Source organism: Bradyrhizobium sp. LB11.1 (assembly GCF_040549385.1).
In the GTDB taxonomy this organism is placed as follows: Bacteria; Pseudomonadota; Alphaproteobacteria; order Rhizobiales; family Xanthobacteraceae; genus Bradyrhizobium.
The window spans coordinates 112,798-133,118 of sequence record NZ_JBEPTH010000002.1 but is presented as its reverse complement, the minus strand read 5'-3'; the positions used below and the strand labels follow the sequence as shown (position 1 = coordinate 133,118).

13 protein-coding genes are annotated in these 20,321 nt (G+C 64.1%); 4 read left to right on the top strand and 9 right to left on the bottom strand.

The features are described from left to right. Positions 1 to 79: 79 nt before the first annotated feature. The gene (locus ABIA96_RS04500) at positions 80 to 1,531 is read right to left on the bottom strand and encodes a glutamate synthase subunit beta (protein WP_354135830.1); all 1,452 of its coding nucleotides are present in this window, start codon (positions 1,529 to 1,531) and stop codon (positions 80 to 82) included. Positions 1,532 to 1,684: 153 nt separating this feature from the next. Beyond that, positions 1,685 to 6,418, bottom strand: coding sequence for a glutamate synthase large subunit (gltB, locus tag ABIA96_RS04495; RefSeq protein ID WP_354135829.1), 4,734 nt, complete (start codon positions 6,416 to 6,418; stop codon positions 1,685 to 1,687). Between the two features lie 489 nt (positions 6,419 to 6,907). Between gltB and ABIA96_RS04490 the strand changes: the two genes are divergently transcribed. Next, positions 6,908 to 7,663, top strand: a complete 756-nt coding sequence (locus tag ABIA96_RS04490; protein ID WP_354135828.1) for a hypothetical protein — start codon at positions 6,908 to 6,910, stop codon at positions 7,661 to 7,663. Positions 7,664 to 7,724: 61 nt separating this feature from the next. Here ABIA96_RS04490 and ABIA96_RS04485 read toward each other — a convergent pair whose 3' ends face one another. Both ABIA96_RS04485 and ABIA96_RS04480 read right to left on the bottom strand, forming a co-directional pair. After that, entirely contained in the window at positions 7,725 to 8,486 is a 762-nt protein-coding gene (locus tag ABIA96_RS04485; RefSeq protein WP_354135827.1) for an alpha/beta fold hydrolase, read from the bottom strand. 223 nt (positions 8,487 to 8,709) lie between these two features. Beyond that, entirely contained in the window at positions 8,710 to 9,171 is a 462-nt protein-coding gene (locus ABIA96_RS04480; protein WP_354135826.1) for an Hsp20 family protein, read from the bottom strand. Between the two features lie 220 nt (positions 9,172 to 9,391). Between ABIA96_RS04480 and ABIA96_RS04475 the strand changes: the two genes are divergently transcribed. Beyond that, entirely contained in the window at positions 9,392 to 10,339 is a 948-nt protein-coding gene (locus ABIA96_RS04475; protein WP_354135825.1) for an alpha/beta fold hydrolase, read from the top strand. Positions 10,340 to 10,584: 245 nt separating this feature from the next. On the opposite strand, the gene ABIA96_RS04470 is transcribed toward ABIA96_RS04475, so the two are convergent. After that, entirely contained in the window at positions 10,585 to 13,392 is a 2,808-nt protein-coding gene (locus ABIA96_RS04470) for a di-heme-cytochrome C peroxidase (RefSeq protein ID WP_354135823.1), read from the bottom strand. 175 nt (positions 13,393 to 13,567) lie between these two features. Further along, positions 13,568 to 15,364, bottom strand: a complete 1,797-nt coding sequence (locus ABIA96_RS04465; RefSeq protein WP_354135822.1) for an adenylate/guanylate cyclase domain-containing protein — start codon at positions 15,362 to 15,364, stop codon at positions 13,568 to 13,570. 227 nt (positions 15,365 to 15,591) lie between these two features. Between ABIA96_RS04465 and ABIA96_RS04460 the strand changes: the two genes are divergently transcribed. Next, on the top strand, positions 15,592 to 16,224 hold the full coding sequence (locus tag ABIA96_RS04460; RefSeq protein WP_354135821.1) for a LysE family translocator: 633 nt from the start codon (positions 15,592 to 15,594) through the stop codon (positions 16,222 to 16,224). A gap of 29 nt (positions 16,225 to 16,253) precedes the next feature. Here the strand turns inward: ABIA96_RS04460 and ABIA96_RS04455 are convergent, their stop codons facing one another. Then, a complete protein-coding gene (locus ABIA96_RS04455) occupies positions 16,254 to 17,006 on the bottom strand; it encodes a sulfite exporter TauE/SafE family protein (protein WP_354135820.1) in 753 nt (250 codons plus the stop codon). 155 nt (positions 17,007 to 17,161) lie between these two features. Here ABIA96_RS04455 and ABIA96_RS04450 point away from each other — a divergent pair, with 155 nt between their 5' ends. Next, complete coding sequence (locus ABIA96_RS04450) at positions 17,162 to 18,052, top strand: LysR substrate-binding domain-containing protein (protein ID WP_354135819.1); 891 nt, start codon at positions 17,162 to 17,164, stop codon at positions 18,050 to 18,052. Positions 18,053 to 18,270: 218 nt separating this feature from the next. Here ABIA96_RS04450 and ABIA96_RS04445 read toward each other — a convergent pair whose 3' ends face one another. Then, the gene (locus tag ABIA96_RS04445) at positions 18,271 to 19,284 is read right to left on the bottom strand and encodes a Bug family tripartite tricarboxylate transporter substrate binding protein (RefSeq protein ID WP_354135818.1); all 1,014 of its coding nucleotides are present in this window, start codon (positions 19,282 to 19,284) and stop codon (positions 18,271 to 18,273) included. Between the two features lie 22 nt (positions 19,285 to 19,306). Then, positions 19,307 to 20,089: a histidinol-phosphatase gene (hisN, locus tag ABIA96_RS04440; RefSeq protein WP_354135817.1), complete on the bottom strand. Its 783-nt coding sequence runs from the start codon at positions 20,087 to 20,089 to the stop codon at positions 19,307 to 19,309. Between the last annotated feature and the right edge of the window lie 232 nt (positions 20,090 to 20,321).

Sequence of the window (20,321 nt, the reverse complement as noted above, 5' to 3'; positions counted from 1 at the left end):
GGAATCCATTTATCCACCAACGCTGAGGGCCGATGGATTCCGGGTTCGCGCCAAGTGGCGCGCCCCGGAATGACAGGTTCTACCGCGGCAGATCCGTCTTCCCCATCAGGAACGTGTCGATCGACCTTGCACACAGCCGGCCTTCACGAATAGCCCACACCACCAGCGATTGCCCACGCCGCATGTCGCCTGCCGAAAACACGTTCGGGCGCGAGGTCTGGTAGTCGAGCGTGTTGGCCTTGACGTTGCCGCGCGGGTCGAGATCGACCGCGAGTTGCTTCAACAGGCCCTCGTGCACGGGATGGACAAAGCCCATCGCGAGCAGGACGAGCTCGGCGTCGAGCTCGAACTCGGTGCCTTCAATCGGCTTGAACTTGTCGTCGACGCGCACGCAGTGCAGCTTCTTGACCTGCCCGTTCTCGCCCGAAAACTTCTGCGTCAGCACCGCGAATTCGCGCACCGCGCCTTCGGCCTGGCTCGACGACGTGCGCATCTTCAGCGGCCAGTTCGGCCAGGTCAGGCCCTTGTTCTCATGCTCGGGCGGCGCCGCCATGATCTCGAGCTGGGTCACCGAGAGCGCGCCTTGGCGCAGCGAGGTGCCGATGCAATCGCTGCCAGTGTCGCCGCCGCCGATGACGACGACATGCTTGCCGCCGGCCAGAATCTCGCTGACGCCGTTCAGCGGCTCGCTGGAGACGCGGCGATTTTGTTGCGGCAGGAAATCCATCGCGTAATGGACGCCGGAAAACTCTCGGCCGGGGATCGGCAGGTCGCGCGGGGCTTCCGCGCCGCCGGTCAGCGCGATCGCGTCGTACTGGTTCAGCATCTCGCGCGGATCGACATTGCCGTCGACGCCGACATGGCTGTTGTAGTGGAAGGTAACGCCTTCGCCTTCCATCTGCTTGACGCGACGGTCGATGACGCCCTTCTCCATCTTGAAGTCGGGAATGCCGTAGCGAAGCAGTCCGCCGGCCTTGGCGAACTTCTCGAACAGATGCACGTCGTGGCCGGCGCGCGCGAGTTGTTGTGCGCAGGCCATGCCGGCCGGACCGGAGCCGATCACCGCGACCTTCTTGCCGGTCTTCACGGCGGCCACTTCAGGCTTCAGCCAGCCATTGTCCCAGGCGCGATCGACGATCGCACATTCAATGGTCTTGATGGTGACCGGATTGTCGTCGATGTTGAGCGTGCAGGAGGCTTCGCACGGCGCCGGACAAATGCGGCCGGTGAACTCCGGGAAATTGTTGGTCGAGTGCAGATTGCGCGAGGCTTCCTCCCAGTTGCCCTGGTAGACGAGGTCGTTGAAATCGGGGATCTGGTTGTTGACCGGGCAGCCGGGCGTGCCGGGCGCGACCGAGCCTGTGCCATGGCAATAGGGAATGCCGCAGTTCATGCAGCGCGCGGCCTGGTCGCGCGTTTCCTTTTCGGTCAAGGGAACGACGAACTCGTTGTAATGCTTCACGCGCTCGGCAGCCGGGGTGTACTTGCGGTCGTGCCGTTCGATTTCGAGAAAACCCGTGATCTTGCCCATTAAACCCGAAGTCCCTGCCGCTTGGTCGTTGTTCTCTTACCCCTCATCCTGAGGAGTGGCGCACCTGGCGCCGCGTCTCGAAGGATGAAGGCCCCGCTGGTTGTCTCATGGTTCGAGACGGCGCTTCGCGCCTCCTCACCATGAGGCTTCTTCCTAAGCCCCGATCGCGATTTTCGGTTCGGCGTCCGCGTTGGCGGCCATTTCGCGCAGCGCGCGCCGGTACTCGACCGGCATCACCTTGCGGAATTTGGGCAGCCATTCCTTCCAATTGGCGAGGATCTCGGCGGCGCGCTCGGAACCGGTCGCCTTGGCATGGCGCGTGATCAGGACGTGAAGGCGCTCGACGTCGGAATCGAGCAGGTCCTTGAACACGTCGACCCGGCCATGCGCCTCGAGGTCGCCGGAGTGGTGATAGGTGCCGGCGTTGATCAGCTCTTCCGACAGCACCGGCTCGAGCTCGACCATCGCCATGTTGCACAGCTTGTCGAAGCCGCCGGTCTCGTCGAGCACATAGGCGATGCCGCCGGACATGCCGGCCGCGAAGTTGCGCCCGGTCCTGCCCAGCACGACTACGATGCCGCCGGTCATGTATTCGCAGCAGTGATCGCCGGCGCCTTCGACGACGGCGATCGCACCCGAGTTGCGCACGGCGAAACGCTCACCGGCGACGCCGCGGAAGTAGCACTCGCCCTGGATAGCGCCGTACATCACGGTATTGCCGACGATGATGCTTTCTTCCGGCACGATGCTGCTGTTGGCCGGCGGCTTGACGATGATCTTGCCGCCCGAGAGGCCCTTGCCGACATAGTCGTTGGCTTCACCTTCGAGCTCGAAGGTGACGCCGTTGGCGAGCCACGCACCGAAGGCCTGGCCGGCAGTGCCCTTGAGGCTGACGTGGATCGTGTCCTGCGGCAGGCCGGCATGGCCGTAGATCTTGGCGACCGCGCCCGACAGCATCGCACCGGCAGAACGGTTGGTGCTGTTGATCGTGGCCTCGATCCTCACCGGCGCGCCGCGGTCGAGCGAGGGCTGCGCTTTCTCGATCAGCTTGCGGTCGAGCACGGCTTCCAGATGATGGTTCTGGCGCTCGGAGTGATAGATCTTCTGGCCCTTCTCTTCCTTCTGCTTGACGAACAGCTTGGAGAAATCGAGGCCCTTGGCCTTCCAGTGCGCGACCAGCTTGGTCTGGTCGAGCAGTTGAACCTGGCCGACCATCTCGTTGAAGGTGCGGAAGCCGAGCGAGGCCATGATCTCGCGGACTTCCTCCGCGACGAAGAAGAAGTAGTTGATCACGTGCTCGGGCTGACCGGTGAAGCGCTTGCGCAGGACAGGGTCCTGGGTCGCGACGCCGACCGGGCAGGTGTTGAGATGGCACTTGCGCATCATGATGCAGCCGGCAGCAATCAAGGGCGCGGTGGCAAAGCCGAATTCGTCGGCGCCCAAGAGCGCGCCGATCACGACGTCACGGCCGGTGCGGAAGCCGCCGTCGACCTGGACCACGATGCGGCTGCGGAGTCGCTCGCGCACCAGCGTCTGGTGGGTTTCGGCAAGGCCGATCTCCCACGGCGAGCCGGCGTGCTTGATCGAGGTCAGCGGCGAAGCGCCGGTACCGCCCTCGAAGCCCGCGATGGTGACATGGTCAGCGCGCGCCTTGGCAACGCCCGCGGCCACCGTGCCGACGCCGATCTCGGAGACGAGCTTGACCGAGACGTCGCCCGTCGGGTTGACGTTCTTGAGGTCGTAGATCAGCTGCGCCAGATCTTCGATCGAGTAGATGTCGTGATGCGGCGGCGGCGAGATCAGGCCGACGCCCGGCGTCGAATGCCGGACCTTGGCGATGGTCGCGTCGACCTTGTGGCCGGGCAGCTGGCCGCCTTCGCCGGGCTTTGCACCCTGGGCCATCTTGATCTGCATCATGTCGGAGTTGACGAGATACTCCGTGGTGACGCCGAAGCGGCCCGAGGCAACTTGCTTGATCGCCGAGCGCATGCTGTCGCCGTTCGGCAGCGGCTTGAAGCGATCCGCTTCCTCGCCGCCTTCGCCGGTGTTGGACTTGCCGCCGATCCGGTTCATCGCAATTGCAAGCGTCGTGTGCGCCTCGCGCGAGATCGAGCCGAAGCTCATCGCGCCCGTGGCGAAGCGCTTGACGAGGTCCTTGGCCGGCTCGACCTGGTCGAGCGGGATAGGCTTGCGCTTTTCTTCGTCCGCGTTCTTGATCCGGAACAGGCCGCGCAGCGTCAGAAGGCGCTCCGACTGCTCGTTGAGGATCTTTGCGAAGGCGCGATAGCGCTCCAGCGAATTGCCGCGCGCGGCGTGCTGCAGAAGGCCAACCGATTCCGCGGTCCATGCATGGTCCTCGCCGCGGCTGCGATACGCATACTCGCCGCCGACATCGAGCGCGGTCTTGTAGACCAGCGCTTCGCCGAATGCGTCGGCATGGCGGCGCACGGCTTCTTCCGCGATCTCGGCAAGGCCCACGCCCTCGATGCGGGTGTGCGTGCCGGCGAAGAACTTTCCGACGAAGTCAGCCTTGAGGCCGACCGCGTCGAAGATCTGCGCGCCGCAATAGGACTGGTAGGTCGAGATGCCCATCTTGGACATCACCTTGAGCAGGCCCTTGCCGATCGACTTGATGTAGCGCTTGACGATCTCGTAATCGTCGAGCGAGCCGGGCAGGCGGTCCTTCATCGCGACGATGGTTTCGAAGGCAAGATAAGGGTTGATCGCTTCGGCGCCGTAGCCCGCGAGACAGGCGAAGTGATGCACTTCGCGCGGCTCGCCGGATTCGACGACCAGGCCGACCGAGGTGCGCAATCCGGTGCGGATCAGGTGATGATGCACGGAGGCGCAGGCCAGCAGCGACGGGATCGGCACGCGGTCCGAGCCGACCATGCGGTCGGACAGGATGATGATGTTGACGCCCTCGCGCACCGCGCTTTCCGCACGCGCGCAGAGCTCGTCGAGCACCTGGTCCATGCCCGCCGCGCCGAGGCCGGCGTGGAAGGTGGTGTCGAGCGTGCGCGACTTGAAGTGCGATTCTGCCACATCCGAGATCGAGCGTATCTTTTCGAGATCCGCGTCGGTCAGGATCGGCTGACGCGCTTCCAGACGCTTGGTGGTGGCAAGGCCCTGCAGATCGAACAGGTTTGGCCGCGGTCCGATGATCGAGACCAGGCTCATCACCAGCTCCTCGCGGATCGGATCGATCGGCGGGTTGGTGACCTGCGCAAAGTTCTGCTTGAAGTAGGTGAACAGCGGCTTGGCCCTGTCCGACAGCGCCGAGATCGGCGTGTCGTTGCCCATCGAGCCGGCTGCTTCCTCACCGATGGCCGCCATTGGCGTCATCAGGATCGCGATGTCTTCCTGGCTGTAGCCGAACGCCTGCTGGCGATCGAGCAGCGACAGGTTCGAGCGCACGCCGGTGGTCGGCGCCTTCGGCAGCTCTTCCAGCACGATCTGGGTCCGCTCCAGCCACTCCTTGTAGGGATGGCTCCTGGCGAGCTCGGCCTTGATCTCGTCGTCGGGGATCAGGCGGCCCTGCTCGAGGTCGACCAGCAGCATCTTGCCGGGCTGAAGCCGCCACTTGGTGATGATCTGGTCCTCGGGGATCGTAAGCACGCCCATCTCGGACGCCATTACGATGCGGTCGTCCTTGGTCACGAGATAGCGCGCCGGCCGCAAGCCGTTGCGGTCGAGCGTTGCGCCGATCTGACGGCCGTCGGTGAAGGCGATCGCGGCGGGGCCGTCCCACGGCTCCATCAGGGCAGCATGATATTCGTAGAAGGCGCGGCGCTTCTCATCCATCAGCGGATTGCCGGCCCACGCCTCCGGAATCATCATCATGACGGCGTGCGGCAGTGAGTAGCCGCCCTGCACCAGGAATTCGAGCGCGTTGTCGAAACAGGCGGTGTCCGACTGTCCCTCGTAGGAGATCGGCCAGAGCCGGTTGATGTCCTTGCCGTAGAGATCGGAGCTTACCGAGGCCTGGCGCGCGGCCATCCAGTTGGTGTTGCCGCGCAGCGTGTTGATCTCGCCGTTATGCGCGATCATGCGGTAGGGATGCGCCAGCGACCACGCCGGGAAGGTGTTGGTCGAGAAGCGCTGGTGAACGAGAGCGAGTGCACTCTCGAAATCCGTCTCGTGCAAATCGGGATAGTACTTGCCGAGCTGGTCGGCGAGGAACATGCCCTTGTAGATCACGGTGCGGCAGGACATCGAGCACGGGTAATACCCCGCGAGCCCGCGGTCGCGGCGCTGGTAGATCGCCTGCGAGATCGACTTGCGCAGGATGTAGAGATGGCGCTCGAAATCGTCCTCGGTCTTGGCGGTACCGTTGCGGCCGATGAACACCTGCATGCAGGCGGGCTCGGTCGGCTTCACGGTCACGCCGAGCGAGGAATTGTCGGTCGGCACATCGCGCCAGCCAAGCAGGGTCAGGCCCTCTTCCTTGATCTGGTCGGCGATGATGCTCTTGATGACGTTGCGCCAGGCGGTGTCGCGCGGCATGAACAGCGCGCCGATGGCGTATTCGCCGGGCGCGGGCAGCGCGAAGCCGTTTTCCTTCGCCATGCGGCTGAAGAAGGCATGCGGGATCTGCACCAGGATGCCGGCGCCGTCACCGGCGCGCGGGTCGGCGCCGACGGCACCGCGGTGCTCGAGATTGCAGAGGATGTTGAGCGCGTCCGAGACGATCGCGTGGGACTTGTTGCCCTTGATGTTGGCGATGAAGCCGACGCCGCAGGAATCCTTCTCCAGGCTCGGATCGTAGAGACCCTCGGCCGGCGGGCGCGAATTGTGTTCCTGAATCGGATCGGTCGTTTTCGAGGCGACCGTCGCCGACAGCTCTTCTGCCACGATGCCTGCGCGCTCGAATTGCGACCCGTTCATGTCCTCGTCCTCTCCATGCGGTAAGCTGCCTCACCGCTATCTTCGGCGCACCTTGGACGTTCCGCGGCACCCGCCTCTGGGTCACCGCTCGTCCGTTGCGAGCCGCATTTTCTTAAATTCAGGCCAAGGCGTTCTTCGTCCCCGAGAACGGCTTTGCCTGTTGCCTTCGTGGCGCTCGAAAGCACCGATTTTCGTTGCAATCCCTATGCCGGAACCGCAAGCAAAATTAAGACAGTCTTCCTGTCCTAACAATCACCTTGCCAAATTTTTGTCTATCACACAAGCGCGCGGAAGTCCCGATTCCCAAAGGGTCAATCGCCGCTTTCTGCATGGCGCGCGGCCCCGGTTTTGAAGCAAACGCGCCCTGATCCGGCCCAAGCGGTGCCGGAATCCCCAACCAAGCTTCGGATCAGCCCTTCGAAAGGCGCGCCACGCCGCAAGAAGCGAAAGAGCGCGAGCATTCGGGGGCCTGACAGGAGCGTGTCGACCATGAAGTTTTTCACAGGATGTGTGGCCGCTGCCACGCTGACGCTGGCTGCAACCGCTGCCCAGGCACAAGTTCCGGCGAGGGGCATTTCCGGCGGGGCCACGATCGCGGTGTCGGATTTCGACGGACCTTACGGGCCGGCCGACGCCGCGCCGCCGCCGCGTTACGGCTATGGCTATGGCTATGAGGAACGCGGCCCCGCGCCGGTGCTGCTGCCGGCCACCGAGGTCTATGCGGTGCTGCGCGAAAACGGCTTCTCGCCGCTCGGCATTCCGCGCCTGCGGGGCGCCGTCTATACCATCGCGGTGATCGATCGCCGCGGTGACGACGGCCGGCTCGTGATCGACGCCCGCGACGGACGGATCATCCGCTTCATGCCGGCCGCCGACGCCTATGGCATGGCGCCAGCCTATGAGGAGCCGTCGGTTGCGCCTTACCGGCCGCAAAGCGCGCTGCCGCGACCGACCATGGTCCGTGGTGGCCCGCCGCGCCCACCGGCTCCGATCCCACATGTCGCCAGCCGCACCATACCGCTGCCCAAGGCGGCTCCGCCGCGCGCCGAGACGCCGGCGGCAGCAGTGAAGCCCGCCGAGCAGACGGCGCAGCAGGCTCAGTCCGCGCAGCAGACTGCCGCCGTGCAGGCCAAGCCAGCCGAGGCCGCGCCGCAAGCCGCGGCGGCCCCGACCGTCGGCCAGGCCAAGCCGGCAGCGACGATCCTGCCGACGCAGGACATGCCGGCCGCGCAGGGGCTGGATTAGGCCTGAGCAAACAAAAAGCGCCCGAAGACGTCGGGCGCTTTTGCGTCAGAGCGGCCGAGCCTCAGCTGCGCGGATACCCCGCCGCGTCCAGGATCAATTTCGCCACCTCTTTCGGATGCGACACCAGCGAGAGGTGGCCCGCATCGAGCTCGATGGTGGTTGCGTTCATGCGCTTGGCGAGGAAGCGTTCGAAATCGGGGTTGATGGTGCCGTCGTTCTTCGACACCGCGTACCAGCTCGGCTTCGAATGCCAGGCGGCTTCGGTGGTGCGGCCGGCAAAGATCGAGGCGGCCGTCGGCCATTGCACGGCATAGAGCTCCTTCGCGCGTTCCGGCGCGACGCCGTTGGCGAAATATTTCAGGAAGGCGTCTTCCGAGAGTGTGGTGTAGCCGTCGCGCTCGACGACGCCGGCACGCGCAGGTCCCGCCGGAAACTGTTTTGACAGCGCGACAAAGTCCTCATTGGCATCCGGCGCACGCGCGGCGATGTAGACGAGGCCGGTGACCTTCGGATCGGTGCCGACCTGGCTGATCACGGTGCCGCCCCAGGAATGCGCCACCAGCACGGTCGGACCATCCTGCTCGGCCAGCACGCGCTTGGTCGCTTCGACCGAATCGGCGAGCGATCCCAGCGGATTCTGCACGGCGGTGACGTTGAGGCCTGCGGCCTGGAGGATCGGAATCACCTCCGACCAGCTCGAGCCGTCAGCCCAGGCGCCGTGCACCAGCACGACGTTCTTGGCTTTCATGGTCTGCGCATGCGCGAGGCTGATGGGGGCCGTCAGCAGGCTTGCGGCGACGAAAAGGCTGCGCCAGAGAGTCATGATCGTTCTCCGTCTTGTTTGGGGCTCGGTAAACAAAATACGGAGCGTGGAGCGGCAGCGTTACGTCAGCTCACCGGCCCGTGATGCGATGCAGCAGTTCAATCGGGCGATTAAGCAAAATGGCATCGTCTTTGCGAAAGCCTGGACCTCTTGCGCAGAGCGCAAACAAAAAAACGCCCCGGGGCACCGGGGCGTTTTCGCAACCTGGAAGTCAATGCGCTGCTTAGGCGGCGGCCGAACTCTCGATCACCTGCGCCTTAGACGCGCCGGCGTTGATCGCGATCTGGCGCGGCTTCTTGGCTTCGGGAATCTCGCGCACGAGGTCGACATGGAGCAGGCCGTTCTCGAGCGAGGCGTCCTTCACCTGCACGAAATCGGCAAGCTGGAAGGCGCGCTCGAAGGCACGTGCGGCAATGCCGCGGTAGAGCACTTCGGACTTCGAGTTCTCGTTGGCGACTTTCTCGCCCTTGATCGTCAGCGTGTTTTCCTTCGCGACGATGGAGAGCTCATCCTTGGCGAAGCCGGAGACCGCAACGGTGATGCGGTAGTCGTTCTCGCCGGTGCGCTCGATGTTGTAGGGGGGATAACCGGGGCTGCCGTCAGAGCTCGTCTGGTCGAGCAGGTTGAAGAGACGGTCGAAGCCGACGGTGGAACGATAGAAGGGGGTGAGGTCGTAGGTACGCATGGTCAAGTCCTCCATTGAGCGACTGTTTGGCAACCCGCCCGCCAATCGGGCCGGGCTTTAGTCTGTGTGCAGCCTGATGTTCCGGTTCCGAAACACTGGTAGCGGCCTGCACCATGGTGATATGGGTTCAAGGGAACGGCGTTCAAGAGGGCGGTTACTCGCGCCTTTTCGGCGCTCCCGCCCTTGATTTGCAGCCCTTTGCGCCCAAGCATTTCGAATCATGACGCTGGTCTCGATCCCGTCCAATCCCGTTCCCGAAGACGTCGTCAGCGGCACCATCAAGACGCCCGACGGCGTCGAGCTGCGCTTTGCGCGCTGGGCGCCGCCGGCGAACCGCAAGGGCACCGTCTGCGTTTTCACCGGACGCAGCGAGCAGATCGAGAAATATTTCGAGACCGTGCGCGATTTGCGCGACCGCGGCTTTGCGGTGGCAATGTTCGACTGGCGCGGGCAGGGGCATTCCTCACGCCGCCTGCGGGATCTGCGCAAGGGCTATGTGCGCAACTTCGCCGACTACGAGATCGACGTCGAGACCTTCGTGCAGCAGGTGGTGCTGCCGGATTGTCCGCCGCCGTTCTTCGCACTGGCCCATTCGATGGGCGGCGCAGTTTTGCTGCGGCTGGCGCATGCGCAGAAGCGCTGGTTCGACCGCATGGTGCTTTCGGCGCCGATGATCGACCTGCCCGGCCGCGCCACCTCGTTTCCGGTGCGGACATTGCTGAAGACGATGCGGATGCTGGGGCGGGGCAGCGCTTACGTACCCGGTGGCAGCGATCACCTCACCGGGCTGTCGCCCTTCATCAACAATCCCCTGACCAGTGACCCCGTGCGCTATGCGCGCAACGCCGCGATCCTCGAAGAAGATCCGACGCTCGGCCTGGCGTCACCGACCGTCGCCTGGGCCGATTCCGCGTTCCGTGCGATGAAGACCTTCAGGGGCATGAACTATCCGTCCGAGATCCGCCAGCCGATCCTGATGCTGGCGGCCTCCAACGACACCGTGGTTTCGACCGCGGCGATCGAGGAGTTCGCCTACCACTTACGCGCCGGCTCCCATCTCGTGATCGCCGGCTCCAAGCACGAGATCCTGCAGGAGCAGGACCGCTACCGCTCCCAGTTCTGGGCCGCGTTCGATGCGTTCGTGCCGGGCACGCCGTTGTTCAAGTGATACGTATCCGCGAAGGCAGTGCGCTCCCTCGCCCCGTTCTTACGGGGGCGCGACGAGCTTCGCTCGCGCTGAGAGGGTTGGGGTGAGGGGCTGCTTCCACAAGCACGGTGACAGTTGGACTCGCGGCCACCCCTCATTGTCCGTCATTGCGATGAGCTCTTGCGACGAAGCAATCCAGACTGCCTCCCCTGAGACAGATTGGATTGCTTCGCTGCGCTCGCAATGACGGCGGATGGATTCCGACCTCACAGTGTCTTCAGATACTCGATCAAATCGTAGCGCTCCTGCTCCTTGAGCAGACGGCCGATAGTGCCGTCCTTGCCGGGGCCTGGCGTACCATCGAACGAGTGGCCGGCATTGCTGTTGCCGTACATCTCGGTGCCGTCGGACGCGCGCGTCGAGAAGCGCGACTGCCCGGTCTTGCAGCTCTCGTCGTCGGAGACCGCAAAGCCGACCTGTTTCGGATCGTAGTCGCGACCACCACCCATGCAGAACGATTTGGGGCGCTCGGCCGCGGGGCTCAGCATCCAGTAGAGCGAGGGTACCGATCCGTTGTGCAGGTAAGGCGCGGTGGCCCAGACGCCGTTGAGCGGGCGCGCGCGATACCAGGGACCCGGCTCATTCTTGTCGGCCGGCTGCGGACCGGGGTTCGGACAGTTCTGGCGCTTACCCCACCAGATATCCTGCACCTTCGGATTGATCTTCGCATCGTCCATCGCCTTGCGGCTGACGATGTCGACGAGCACCATCAGGCCGAGCGAGTAGGGCATATCGGTCGAAGAGACATCGGGCAGATTGCAGTTCCACCAGGCGTTGAGCTTTTGCGTGGGATCGAGCTTGAGAAAGCCCGGCACTTGAACCGTTCGCGTCGCAAGCACGCTGGCCTGAGCGGGATCGGTCCCCATGCCTTTTGCGCTCTTCTGGACCTCGTTCAGGAATTTTTCGTCGCCGATGGTCTCCCAGCGATCCGAGGCCCAGATGCTCCGGTCCGGAAATTCGGTGTCGAACACGGGGTCGTTGACCGGCCCGAGATGGCATTCAACGCAGATCTCCGCGTAGAGCTTGCGGCCGCGTTTGACGCGGTCGCCGTCGATCTTCCACGCAGCATCGCCGAAGATGTCCGACGGCCATTTCGGCGATGTCAGGCCGGAGAGCTGCTTTTTCGGATAGGGCGCCGACCCCTTCAGCAGGTCCTCGATCCAGTTCAGGTTCTTGATGTCCATCGAGGAGCGGAACAACGTGTCCTTGGGCGTATTGTCGGACAGATTGAGCAGCGCGGTCACGCCCAGCGCCTCGCCGGCGTTGCGGATCAGCGGTTGCTCGATCGACGCATCATACTGCGCGAATTTGAGCCAGGGCACGGTCCAGATCGGCGGGAAGCTGACCGGCGCATCCTTGGCATGCAGGTTCTTCTCGAACCCGCTGAGGCCGCTGAGCGTCATGTCCTGGGCGAAGACCTGATTGCCGATGCGGTTGAGCGCGTCGAGGCGGCCATAGCCTTCCTCGGTGTCCTGCTGCTGCTCTTCCCGCTTGGTCTTCTCGTTGAATCTCGTCTTGCCGTCGATGGTCTTGCTGTAGGTCGTTTCCCAGTCTTTCAGGAAGGTGCCGATCGCTTGCAGCTTCTGCTTCAGTGCATCGCGATCCGCATCGCTGGCGGAAGTGCCGAGCACGCGGTCGGCAAAGCGCGTGAAGCGGCCCGGCACGAGGAGCGTGTAGGCGATCGACAGGCCGGTCGTGACCTCGAGCTTCCTGAGATCGGTCATCGCCGGGCCGCCATCGAAGCGGATATCGATGCCTTTGTAGTGGATCTGGCCGGTGTGGCAGGCGGCGCAGGTGAGGCCGATCCGATCTTCGCCGATCTTGCCGGTCGCGGGATCGGGCACGCCGGTCATGCGCGCAAAGCCGACCGGCAGGCCGCCGACGTTTTCAGCCTGGGCGCCCCAGTTGACAGGCGGATCCCACAGCCGCGCCGGTACCGGCTTGGTCTTGTCGTAGACATTGGCGTAGCCGAAGCGGCGCAGTGTAGTGTCGTCGGTGTTGATCGTCTGCGGGCTCGGGATGAAGCCGAAGCGCTGCAGATGATCGCTGTCATGCAGCATCCCGGGCTTGGCGAAGAAATGCAGCCGCGGCTGCTCCAGCGCCATGAACCAGCTATAGGGCACCGGGAAGGTCGCGGTGCCCTGGCTCGCGTGATGAAACCAGTGCCGGTCCTCCAGCGCCCAGTTCTGCTCGAGCCAATATGCCGCCCGGGGTTCGACAAGCTTCGGCAATGGCGGGGCGACGAACTGCCCGATGACGCTGGGCAGCATCGGCTGGAATTGATCGGGAAACCGTAGCGCCACGATGCCAAAGACGAGGAGCGCGGCGACGAGACCGCCGACAGCGCGCAATATAAGTGAAGGCGGTGTAACCGGCTGGCTGACGAGCCGTTGGGTGATCCTGTCCGGGAATTTGCGCTCGTTGAACAATGTCCTCACCTCGGCCACGCTGAGATAGCGGTCGTCACCCTGACCCTTGCCCATGATCTTGAGCAGGACCGGCCATTCGAACTTCATCAGGAGCGGGTAGTACCAGCGCGCTTGATTGCCGGCGCGCTTGAGATTGTCCTTCATGAAGCTCTGGATTTGCGCGGCGTTGAGCCCGGTCTCGGTGCCTCCGTCGGGATCGGCATAGGTGCTGCCGAAACCGGCGAGCCGTGCGATCTCGTCCTCGTCGACCTTGCCGTCGACGCCGAGGATGCGCGAGCCTGCACCAAGCTTGTCGAGCGGACCGCCGCGCAAGCCATTGAGCTGCGCGCCCCAGAAGATGCTTTGCAGAATGTGACAGGCGCCGTTGGCGATCAGCGCGACGCCGCGCACCTGGATGCGGGCCGACAATTTCCTCGCTCCGGTCTCGCCACTCGCATTTGCGATGGTTTGCGACAGCGTCCGGAGCGGGACGGTCCCGCCATCGACAAAGCCTTCGCCGACGAGGCCGCGCAGGAACGGGCAGGGATTGTTCGGCGAGACCTGGATCGATGGGTCGATGGGGGGCTTCGAGACAGAATCGTTCATGGCCCAAAATCCTGAAAACAGCGAATCTTGAAATGCAGACGCGCCGATAGAGCGCGGAAAGTCCTAACAAACCGACAGCAATTCACACTACTTCAGCGTGTAGCGAAATGTGGCTGAATTCACTGTCGTGTCAATAAAACTGGGCGAGAGATCGTCGCTTGACCGCCGTTTGCCCTCAGGATTCGGCAGCACGTCTGACGTCGCTCTGGACCAAGGTGAGCTTGCTGGCCGGGACGCCCGCCTTCAGGAGCCCGTCGCGGTAATGCGCGATGTCCTCGGGACGCTTCCAGTGAAAATTCCGCAAATGGCGGTCGACATTCAGGGTCGGGTAGTTGCCCATCAACACTTGGGTCGCCTCGATCGCCTCGCCGGTCCGTCCCAGTTGCGCCAGCGCCGCGGCGCGGATCGCCAGCGCCTGCATGTGGTTCGGGTTGACGTAGAGTTGCTCGCGGGCCCACGATAGGGTCGCGTCGTATTGGCCGACGAGATAGTGGCTGAACGCGTTCAGCGCCGCCCATTGATAGCGCGGGTCGCTGTTGTCGCGCTGAGCGGCCATCGAGAACAGCTCGATCGCCTGGCGGTGCTCGCCGATGACGAAGTGGCAGATTCCGAGCACGCCGCGTGCGCCCATGTCGTAGGGGTTGAGCGCGACCGCGCGCTTGGCGGCGTCCATCGCCGCCTCGTCATGGCCTTCCAGCGCGTGCGCCCAGGACAGGATCGAGAACGCAAAGGACGATCGCGGGTCGAGCCGGACGCTGGTTTCGGCGAGGCTCATCGCCTCGGACCACATCTCGCGCGTGCCCTTGACCCAGCCGAACTGGATGCTCTGGATCTGGATCGTGGCGAGATAGGCATGCGCGATCGACAGTTTGGGATCGACCGCGATTGCTTCCCGAAACAGGCCGACGGCCATGGTCAGATCTTCCTTGGTCTGCCGGTAGTAATGCGACAGGCCCTTCAGGAAGCGGTCCCAGGCGGTGATGTCATTGGTCGGGCGCGCGGGCGCGGAGGCTTCGGCCCGGACGATCTCGGTGGCGATGGCCGCGGACAGATTGGTCGTGATCTCGTCCTGCATCGCGAAGAGGTCGCCGATGTCGCGGTCGTAGCGACCGGTCCAGAGCTGCTCGCCGGTCTCCGGCGCGATCAGCTCGGCGGTGACGCGGATCTTGGCGCCGGCGCGCCGCACCGAGCCCTGGATCAGATAGGTGGCGTCGATCTCGCGCGCGATCACGCGCGTGCTGACATTCTTCCCCTTGAAGGCGAAGGTCGAGTTGCGGCTCAGCACCCGGTAGAACGATTGCAGCGACAGCGCGTGGATCAAATCCTCGGTCAGGCCGTCGGAGAAATATTCGTCCTGGGCATCACTGAGATTGGCAAACGGCAACACGCCGACGATCGCGGTGCGGTACTGCTGCGAGAGCGCTGATCCTTCCTTCAGCTCGGGCGCGAGTGCGGTCGCGCCGTCAGGCGTCCAGGTCCAGATCCCGACCGGATCCTTGATGTTCTTGAAGCGGTGGTTGCCGCCATCGACCAGCGGCACGGTGAGATGCTTGCTCGCTTCCTTGCAAGCCTTGGCCGAGATTGCGAACCCGCCGGGGCTTGCAACGGATTCGAGGCGGACGGCGATGTTGACGTCGTCACCGAACACCTCGTCCTCATCGGCGATCACGTCACCCATATGGATGCCGAGCCGAAACTGCATGGTGCGGTCGGCGGGCAGATGGTGATTGCGCTCGGCCATCAGCAGCTGCATCGCGATCGCGGCCTCCGCGGCACCGACGATGGAGGGGAATTCCAGCAGAAAGCCATCGCCGGTGTTTTTGACGACGCGACCGCCGTGATTGAGGATGATCGGATGGATCGCGCTGCGATGGGCCTTGAAGGTGGCATGGGTGCCAGCCTCGTCATGGCCCATCATCCGCGAATAGCCGGCGACATCGGCGCAGACGATGGCAGCCAGACGTCTTTCCATATCCTCGGAGCTCCAAGGGCGAGGACTACCACCGCGTGGCAGTCGCCGCGAATCCCGCATTTCAAGAACTGGCGCCTTTATAGAGCAGATGATGCCGAACGAAAGTATGATCCGCATTGCAAATTCGACGCAAATCCTCAGCATTCCCGGTGGTGGACGGCGGGGTGCGAACCGACTAAGGCCCGTGCTTTGAGACCGCCCGGCCGGGCGGCGGGAGGGCCTTTATCATGCTGGGCATTCACGAACCCTGGCTCTTCGTCCTGTCGGGCGTGCTGCTCAACATCACGCCGGGGCCGGATACCGTCTATGTCATCGGCCGCAGCATGCAGATGGGCTGGCGCGGCGGGGCGGCGGCGGCCTTTGGCATCAGTTGCGGCTGCTTTTTCCACGTGGCGGGCGCGGCGATCGGCCTTTCGGCGCTTTTGATGGCGTCATCCACTGCGTTCGCGGTCCTGAAGCTGGTCGGCGCGGCCTATCTCGTCCTGACCGGGCTCCAGATGCTGTGGTCGCGCCCGGCGCTGGTGGCGGTCAAGGACGAGGTCGAGCGGAGCTCGCTGCGGCGGGTTTTCCTGCAGGGGGTCTTCACCAACGCGCTCAATCCCAAGGTCGCGCTGTTCTTCCTGGCCTTCCTGCCTCAATTCGTCGCAGCCGATGCGTCGCACAAGCCGCTCGCCTTCCTGACGCTCGGCCTGATCTTCATCTGCACGGGAACCTTGTGGTGCCTGGTGCTGGCTGCGTTCGCGGCCAAGGCCGCCAACCGGCTACGGCAGTCCGAGGGCGTGATCGCCTGGGTCAACCGGACCCTCGGCGGTCTCTTCATCTATCTCGGCATCCGCGTCGCCATGCTGGAGACGCGATAGCTCATCCGAACGGATCAGTGGATCTCACGTCAGGCGAATTCTTTCAGCAGCGCGCTGCCGGCCAAATAGACGCCCAGCAAAATCATCGCGACCAGGAACCAGCGGCGAAACGCGTCCGCCGGCATTCGCATTCGCACCGACTGGCCGATGAACATGCCGGCGAAGGCCATCACCATGGCGATGGCGCCAGGCACGGCATTGGCCGGGGTCAGCAATCCGCCGGCGGTCAGGTTGAAGGCGAGCGCCAGCGTCGCAGTCGTGAAGAACACGCCGAGCGCCTGCACCAACTCGTCCTTTTCCATGCCGATCGCCTGCATGAACGGCATCGAGGGGATCACCTGCACGCCGGTCGAGGCCGAGATCACGCCAGTGATGAGGCCGACCACGCCGCCGACCCATTTCTCGTTCTTCGGCGCGACGTGGAACTTGAATTTGCTGAGGCCGATGATGGCGTAGATCACCAGCAGAATGCCGAGCACCACGGTGCCGTAGCGGGCATAGGGGCCCGTCAGCGCGCCGGCATTGAGCCAGCATCCGATCACGGTGCCGATCATCAGCGGCCACAACCGCTTCAGGATGTCGCGCAAATGGGGGCCGACAAAGGTCTGCCAGATGTTGGTGACGATGGCGGGCACGATCACGATGGCGATCGCGCGGCTGGGCGCCATGTTCACCGCGAGCAGGCCCATGGACACCGTCGGTAGCCCAAGCCCGACGACGCCCTTGACGAATCCGGCGACCAGAAAGACGGCGGCGATGAGAATGAGAAGCGGGTCAATCATGATCTCTGCACATTGACCGAAGCCGCGCCCAGGCACAATCTGGAGGTTACGGAGACAGCCTTCGTTTAGGACGGAGGCTAGAGCATGATCCGGAAAAGTGCGCAGCGGTTTTCGGAAAAGATCATGCTCAAACTACAAGTTTGGAGGAAAAGCCTGTGCGTTTCGACCTCGTCGATCTCCAGCTCTTCATCGCCGTCGCCGACCAGCGCAGTATCACCCGCGGCGCCGAGCGGTCGCATCTAGCGCTGGCTTCGGCCAGCGCGCGGATCAAGGGGCTCGAGGACGCGCTCGGCGTTGCCCTGCTCAAGCGTGGGCGGCGCGGCGTCGAATTGACGGCCGCCGGCGAGAGCCTGCTCGATCATGCCCGGCTCGTGATCCACCAGGTCGAGGCCATGCGCGGCGATCTCGCCGGCTTTGCCAGCGGCATGCGCGCCAGCGTGCACTTCCTGGCCAACACCTCGGGTCTGTCGGAGCATCTGCCAAAAGCGCTCGCCGGCTTCCTGCGCGAGCATCGCGACGTCGCCATCGACATCGAGGAGCGCGAGAGCACCGACATCGCGGCCGCGATCACCGCCGGCGCCGCCGATCTCGGTTTTGCAGCCGAGCATGCTCTGCCCGACCATATCGAGCGGTTCGTGTTTAGCGAAGATCGTTTGACCTTGGTGACGTCGAAGCGTGGCCCGTTCGCCGGCCGCCGCCAGATCGATTTCCAGGAGGCGAACGCTTGCGAGTTCGTCGGCCTGACCAGCGCCACCGCGCTTCAGATGCATATATCAAAGCACGCGGCGCGGCTCGGCATGCGCCCGCATTTCCGCGCGCGGCTACGCGACTTCGACGCAATCTGCCAGCTGGTCTCAGCCGACGTCGGCGTCGCGCTGGTGCCGGAATCCGCCGCACGACGCTGCGCCAAACTGATGCCGCTTGCCATTGTCCGCCTGCGCGACGCCTGGGCGAACCGCCGCCTCGTGATTTGCGCGCGCAGCTTCAAGGCGCTGCCGCGGCCGGCCAAGATGCTGGTGGAGCATTTGCGCGCGGCGGCGGTATGAGGATGTCGCGCGATTCGCACCGGCGGTGGGCTCCCTCTCCCGCTTGCGGGAAAGGGCTGGGGAGAGGGTGTCTCCGCGAGAAAGATTCCCCAAGAGGAGAGAACCCTCACCCGCCGCGCTCTGCGAGCGCCATAGCCGAGGCTTCGCCTCGGCGTCACTTTAGGACGGCCGCCGAGGGCGGCCTATGCTCTCCCACAGGCGGGAGAGGTAAGAACGACCTACTTCGCCGTCTCGACCCCGGCGTCCTTGATCACCTTCGCCCATTTCGCGGTCTCGTCCGCGATGAACTTTCGAAAATGCTCCGGCTCGTCGCCGATCAACGTCGCGCCCTGCTGGGCGAGCTTGTCCTTCACCGCAGGATCCGCCATCGCCTTCGTCGCGAGATCATGCAACGCAGTGACGATCTCCTTCGGCGTCCCCTTGGGCGCCACCATGCCGTACCAGTTCTCGATACGCAGATCGGGAAAGCCGGCTTCCTTCGTGGTCGGCACGTCGGGTGCGGTCGGGGCGCGTTCCACTGAGCCGACCGCGATCGGCTTCAGGGCGCCGGCCTTGATCTGCGGCAGCAGCACCGGGAGATCGAGGAACGTCATCTGCACCTGCTGGCCCAGCAGATCGTTCACCGCGGGCGCGGCGCCGCGATAGGGCACGTGGACGATGTCAATCCCGGCCGTCAGCTTGAACAATTCGCCGGCGAGATGCGGCAGGCTGCCGGGGCCGGAGGAGGCGAAGTTGAGTTTTCCGGGCTGCGCCCTGGCGAGCGCGACTAGTTCACCGATGTCCTTTGCGGGGACGTTGGTGGCCAAGACCAGCATTTCCGGCACGGTCGCCACCAGCGTCACCGGCGTCAGGTCATTGAGCGTGTCGTAGGCGACCCTCTCCATGCTCGGGCTGATCGCAAGCGCGCCGGCGGAGGAGATGGCGATGGTGTAGCCGTCGGGCGCGCTTTTGGCGACCGCATCGGTGCCGAGCACGCCGCCCTGGCCGCCGCGATTGTCGATCAGCACCGGCTGGCCCGCCAGTTCCGACATGCGCTGGCCGATGACGCGAGCGATAATGTCGTTGGGGCCGCCGGCCGGGAACGGCACGATCAGCTTGATCGGTTTTGCCGGAAAATTCTGCGCCGTCGCCACTGACGGCGGCAGCAGGACCAATCCCAAGCAAAGTCCCAGGAACAATTCCAGGAACAATTCCGAGAACAATTCAGTGAGAAGCCTGCGTGAGATGGTCATGCAAGCCTCCCGCTAGCGCTTGTTATTGGTTGAGCAGTTTCAGAGCTTCTTCGTGAACCCTGGCGTCGCCGGCCGCAACGATGCGTCCGCCGCCCTGAGCCGGCTTGCCTTCCCATGTGGTGACGATACCGCCGGCGCCGGTCACGATCGGGATCAGGGCTGCGATGTCGTAAGGCTTCAGCTCGGTCTCCACCACGAGATCGACGTGGCCCGCCGCCAGCATGCAATAGGAGTAGCAGTCGCCGCCATAACGTGACAGCCGCACGCCTTTCTCGATCCGGCCGAAGACCGCGCGGTCGCGCTCGTTCATCAGCAGCGGGCTGGTGGTGTAGGTCGTGGCCTCCGACAGCGAGGCGCAGCGGCGGACCTGGAGTCGGCGCTCGCCTGAGGGGCCTTTATAGGTGGCCGAGCCGTTGTCGCCCGAAAAGCGCTCGCCGATGAAGGGCTGGTGCATCATGCCGTATACCGGCGCGCCTTTGTGCAAGAGCGCGATCAGCGTGCCCCAGATCGGAAAGCCGCCGATGAAGGATTTCGTGCCGTCGATGGGGTCGAGCACCCACACGTAGTCGGCGTCCTCGCGCTCATTACCGAATTCCTCGCCGACGATGCCGTGCTGGGGGAAGCTCGCCTTGATCAGTCGTCGCATGACCGCTTCGGCGGCGCGGTCGGCCTCCGTCACCGGATCGAAATCCTTGGTCTTGCTCTTGTCGTCAATCGACAGCGAGGTGCGGAAGAACGGCAGGATGGTTTCGCCGGAGGCGGTGGCAAGCCGTCCGATGAAGGCTGAGAAATCGATCACCGTCACGGCGCATCCTCGAAACGAAAGTCGGGTGAAGCTTTTATCTGCCTAGCTCAAATCGCCTCTCGCGTGCAGCGCTGTCTTAATTTGCACCCTGGTATTTTGGATGCGGATACCGGTAACCCCAAGCGAGCCCTATGCTGGCGAAATATCGATCACAGTGTTGAGAACTTAGTTCCTTGTATGCCTTGTTCGTATGCAAATGGCTATCAACCCATTGAATTTCCTTATTAAAGAA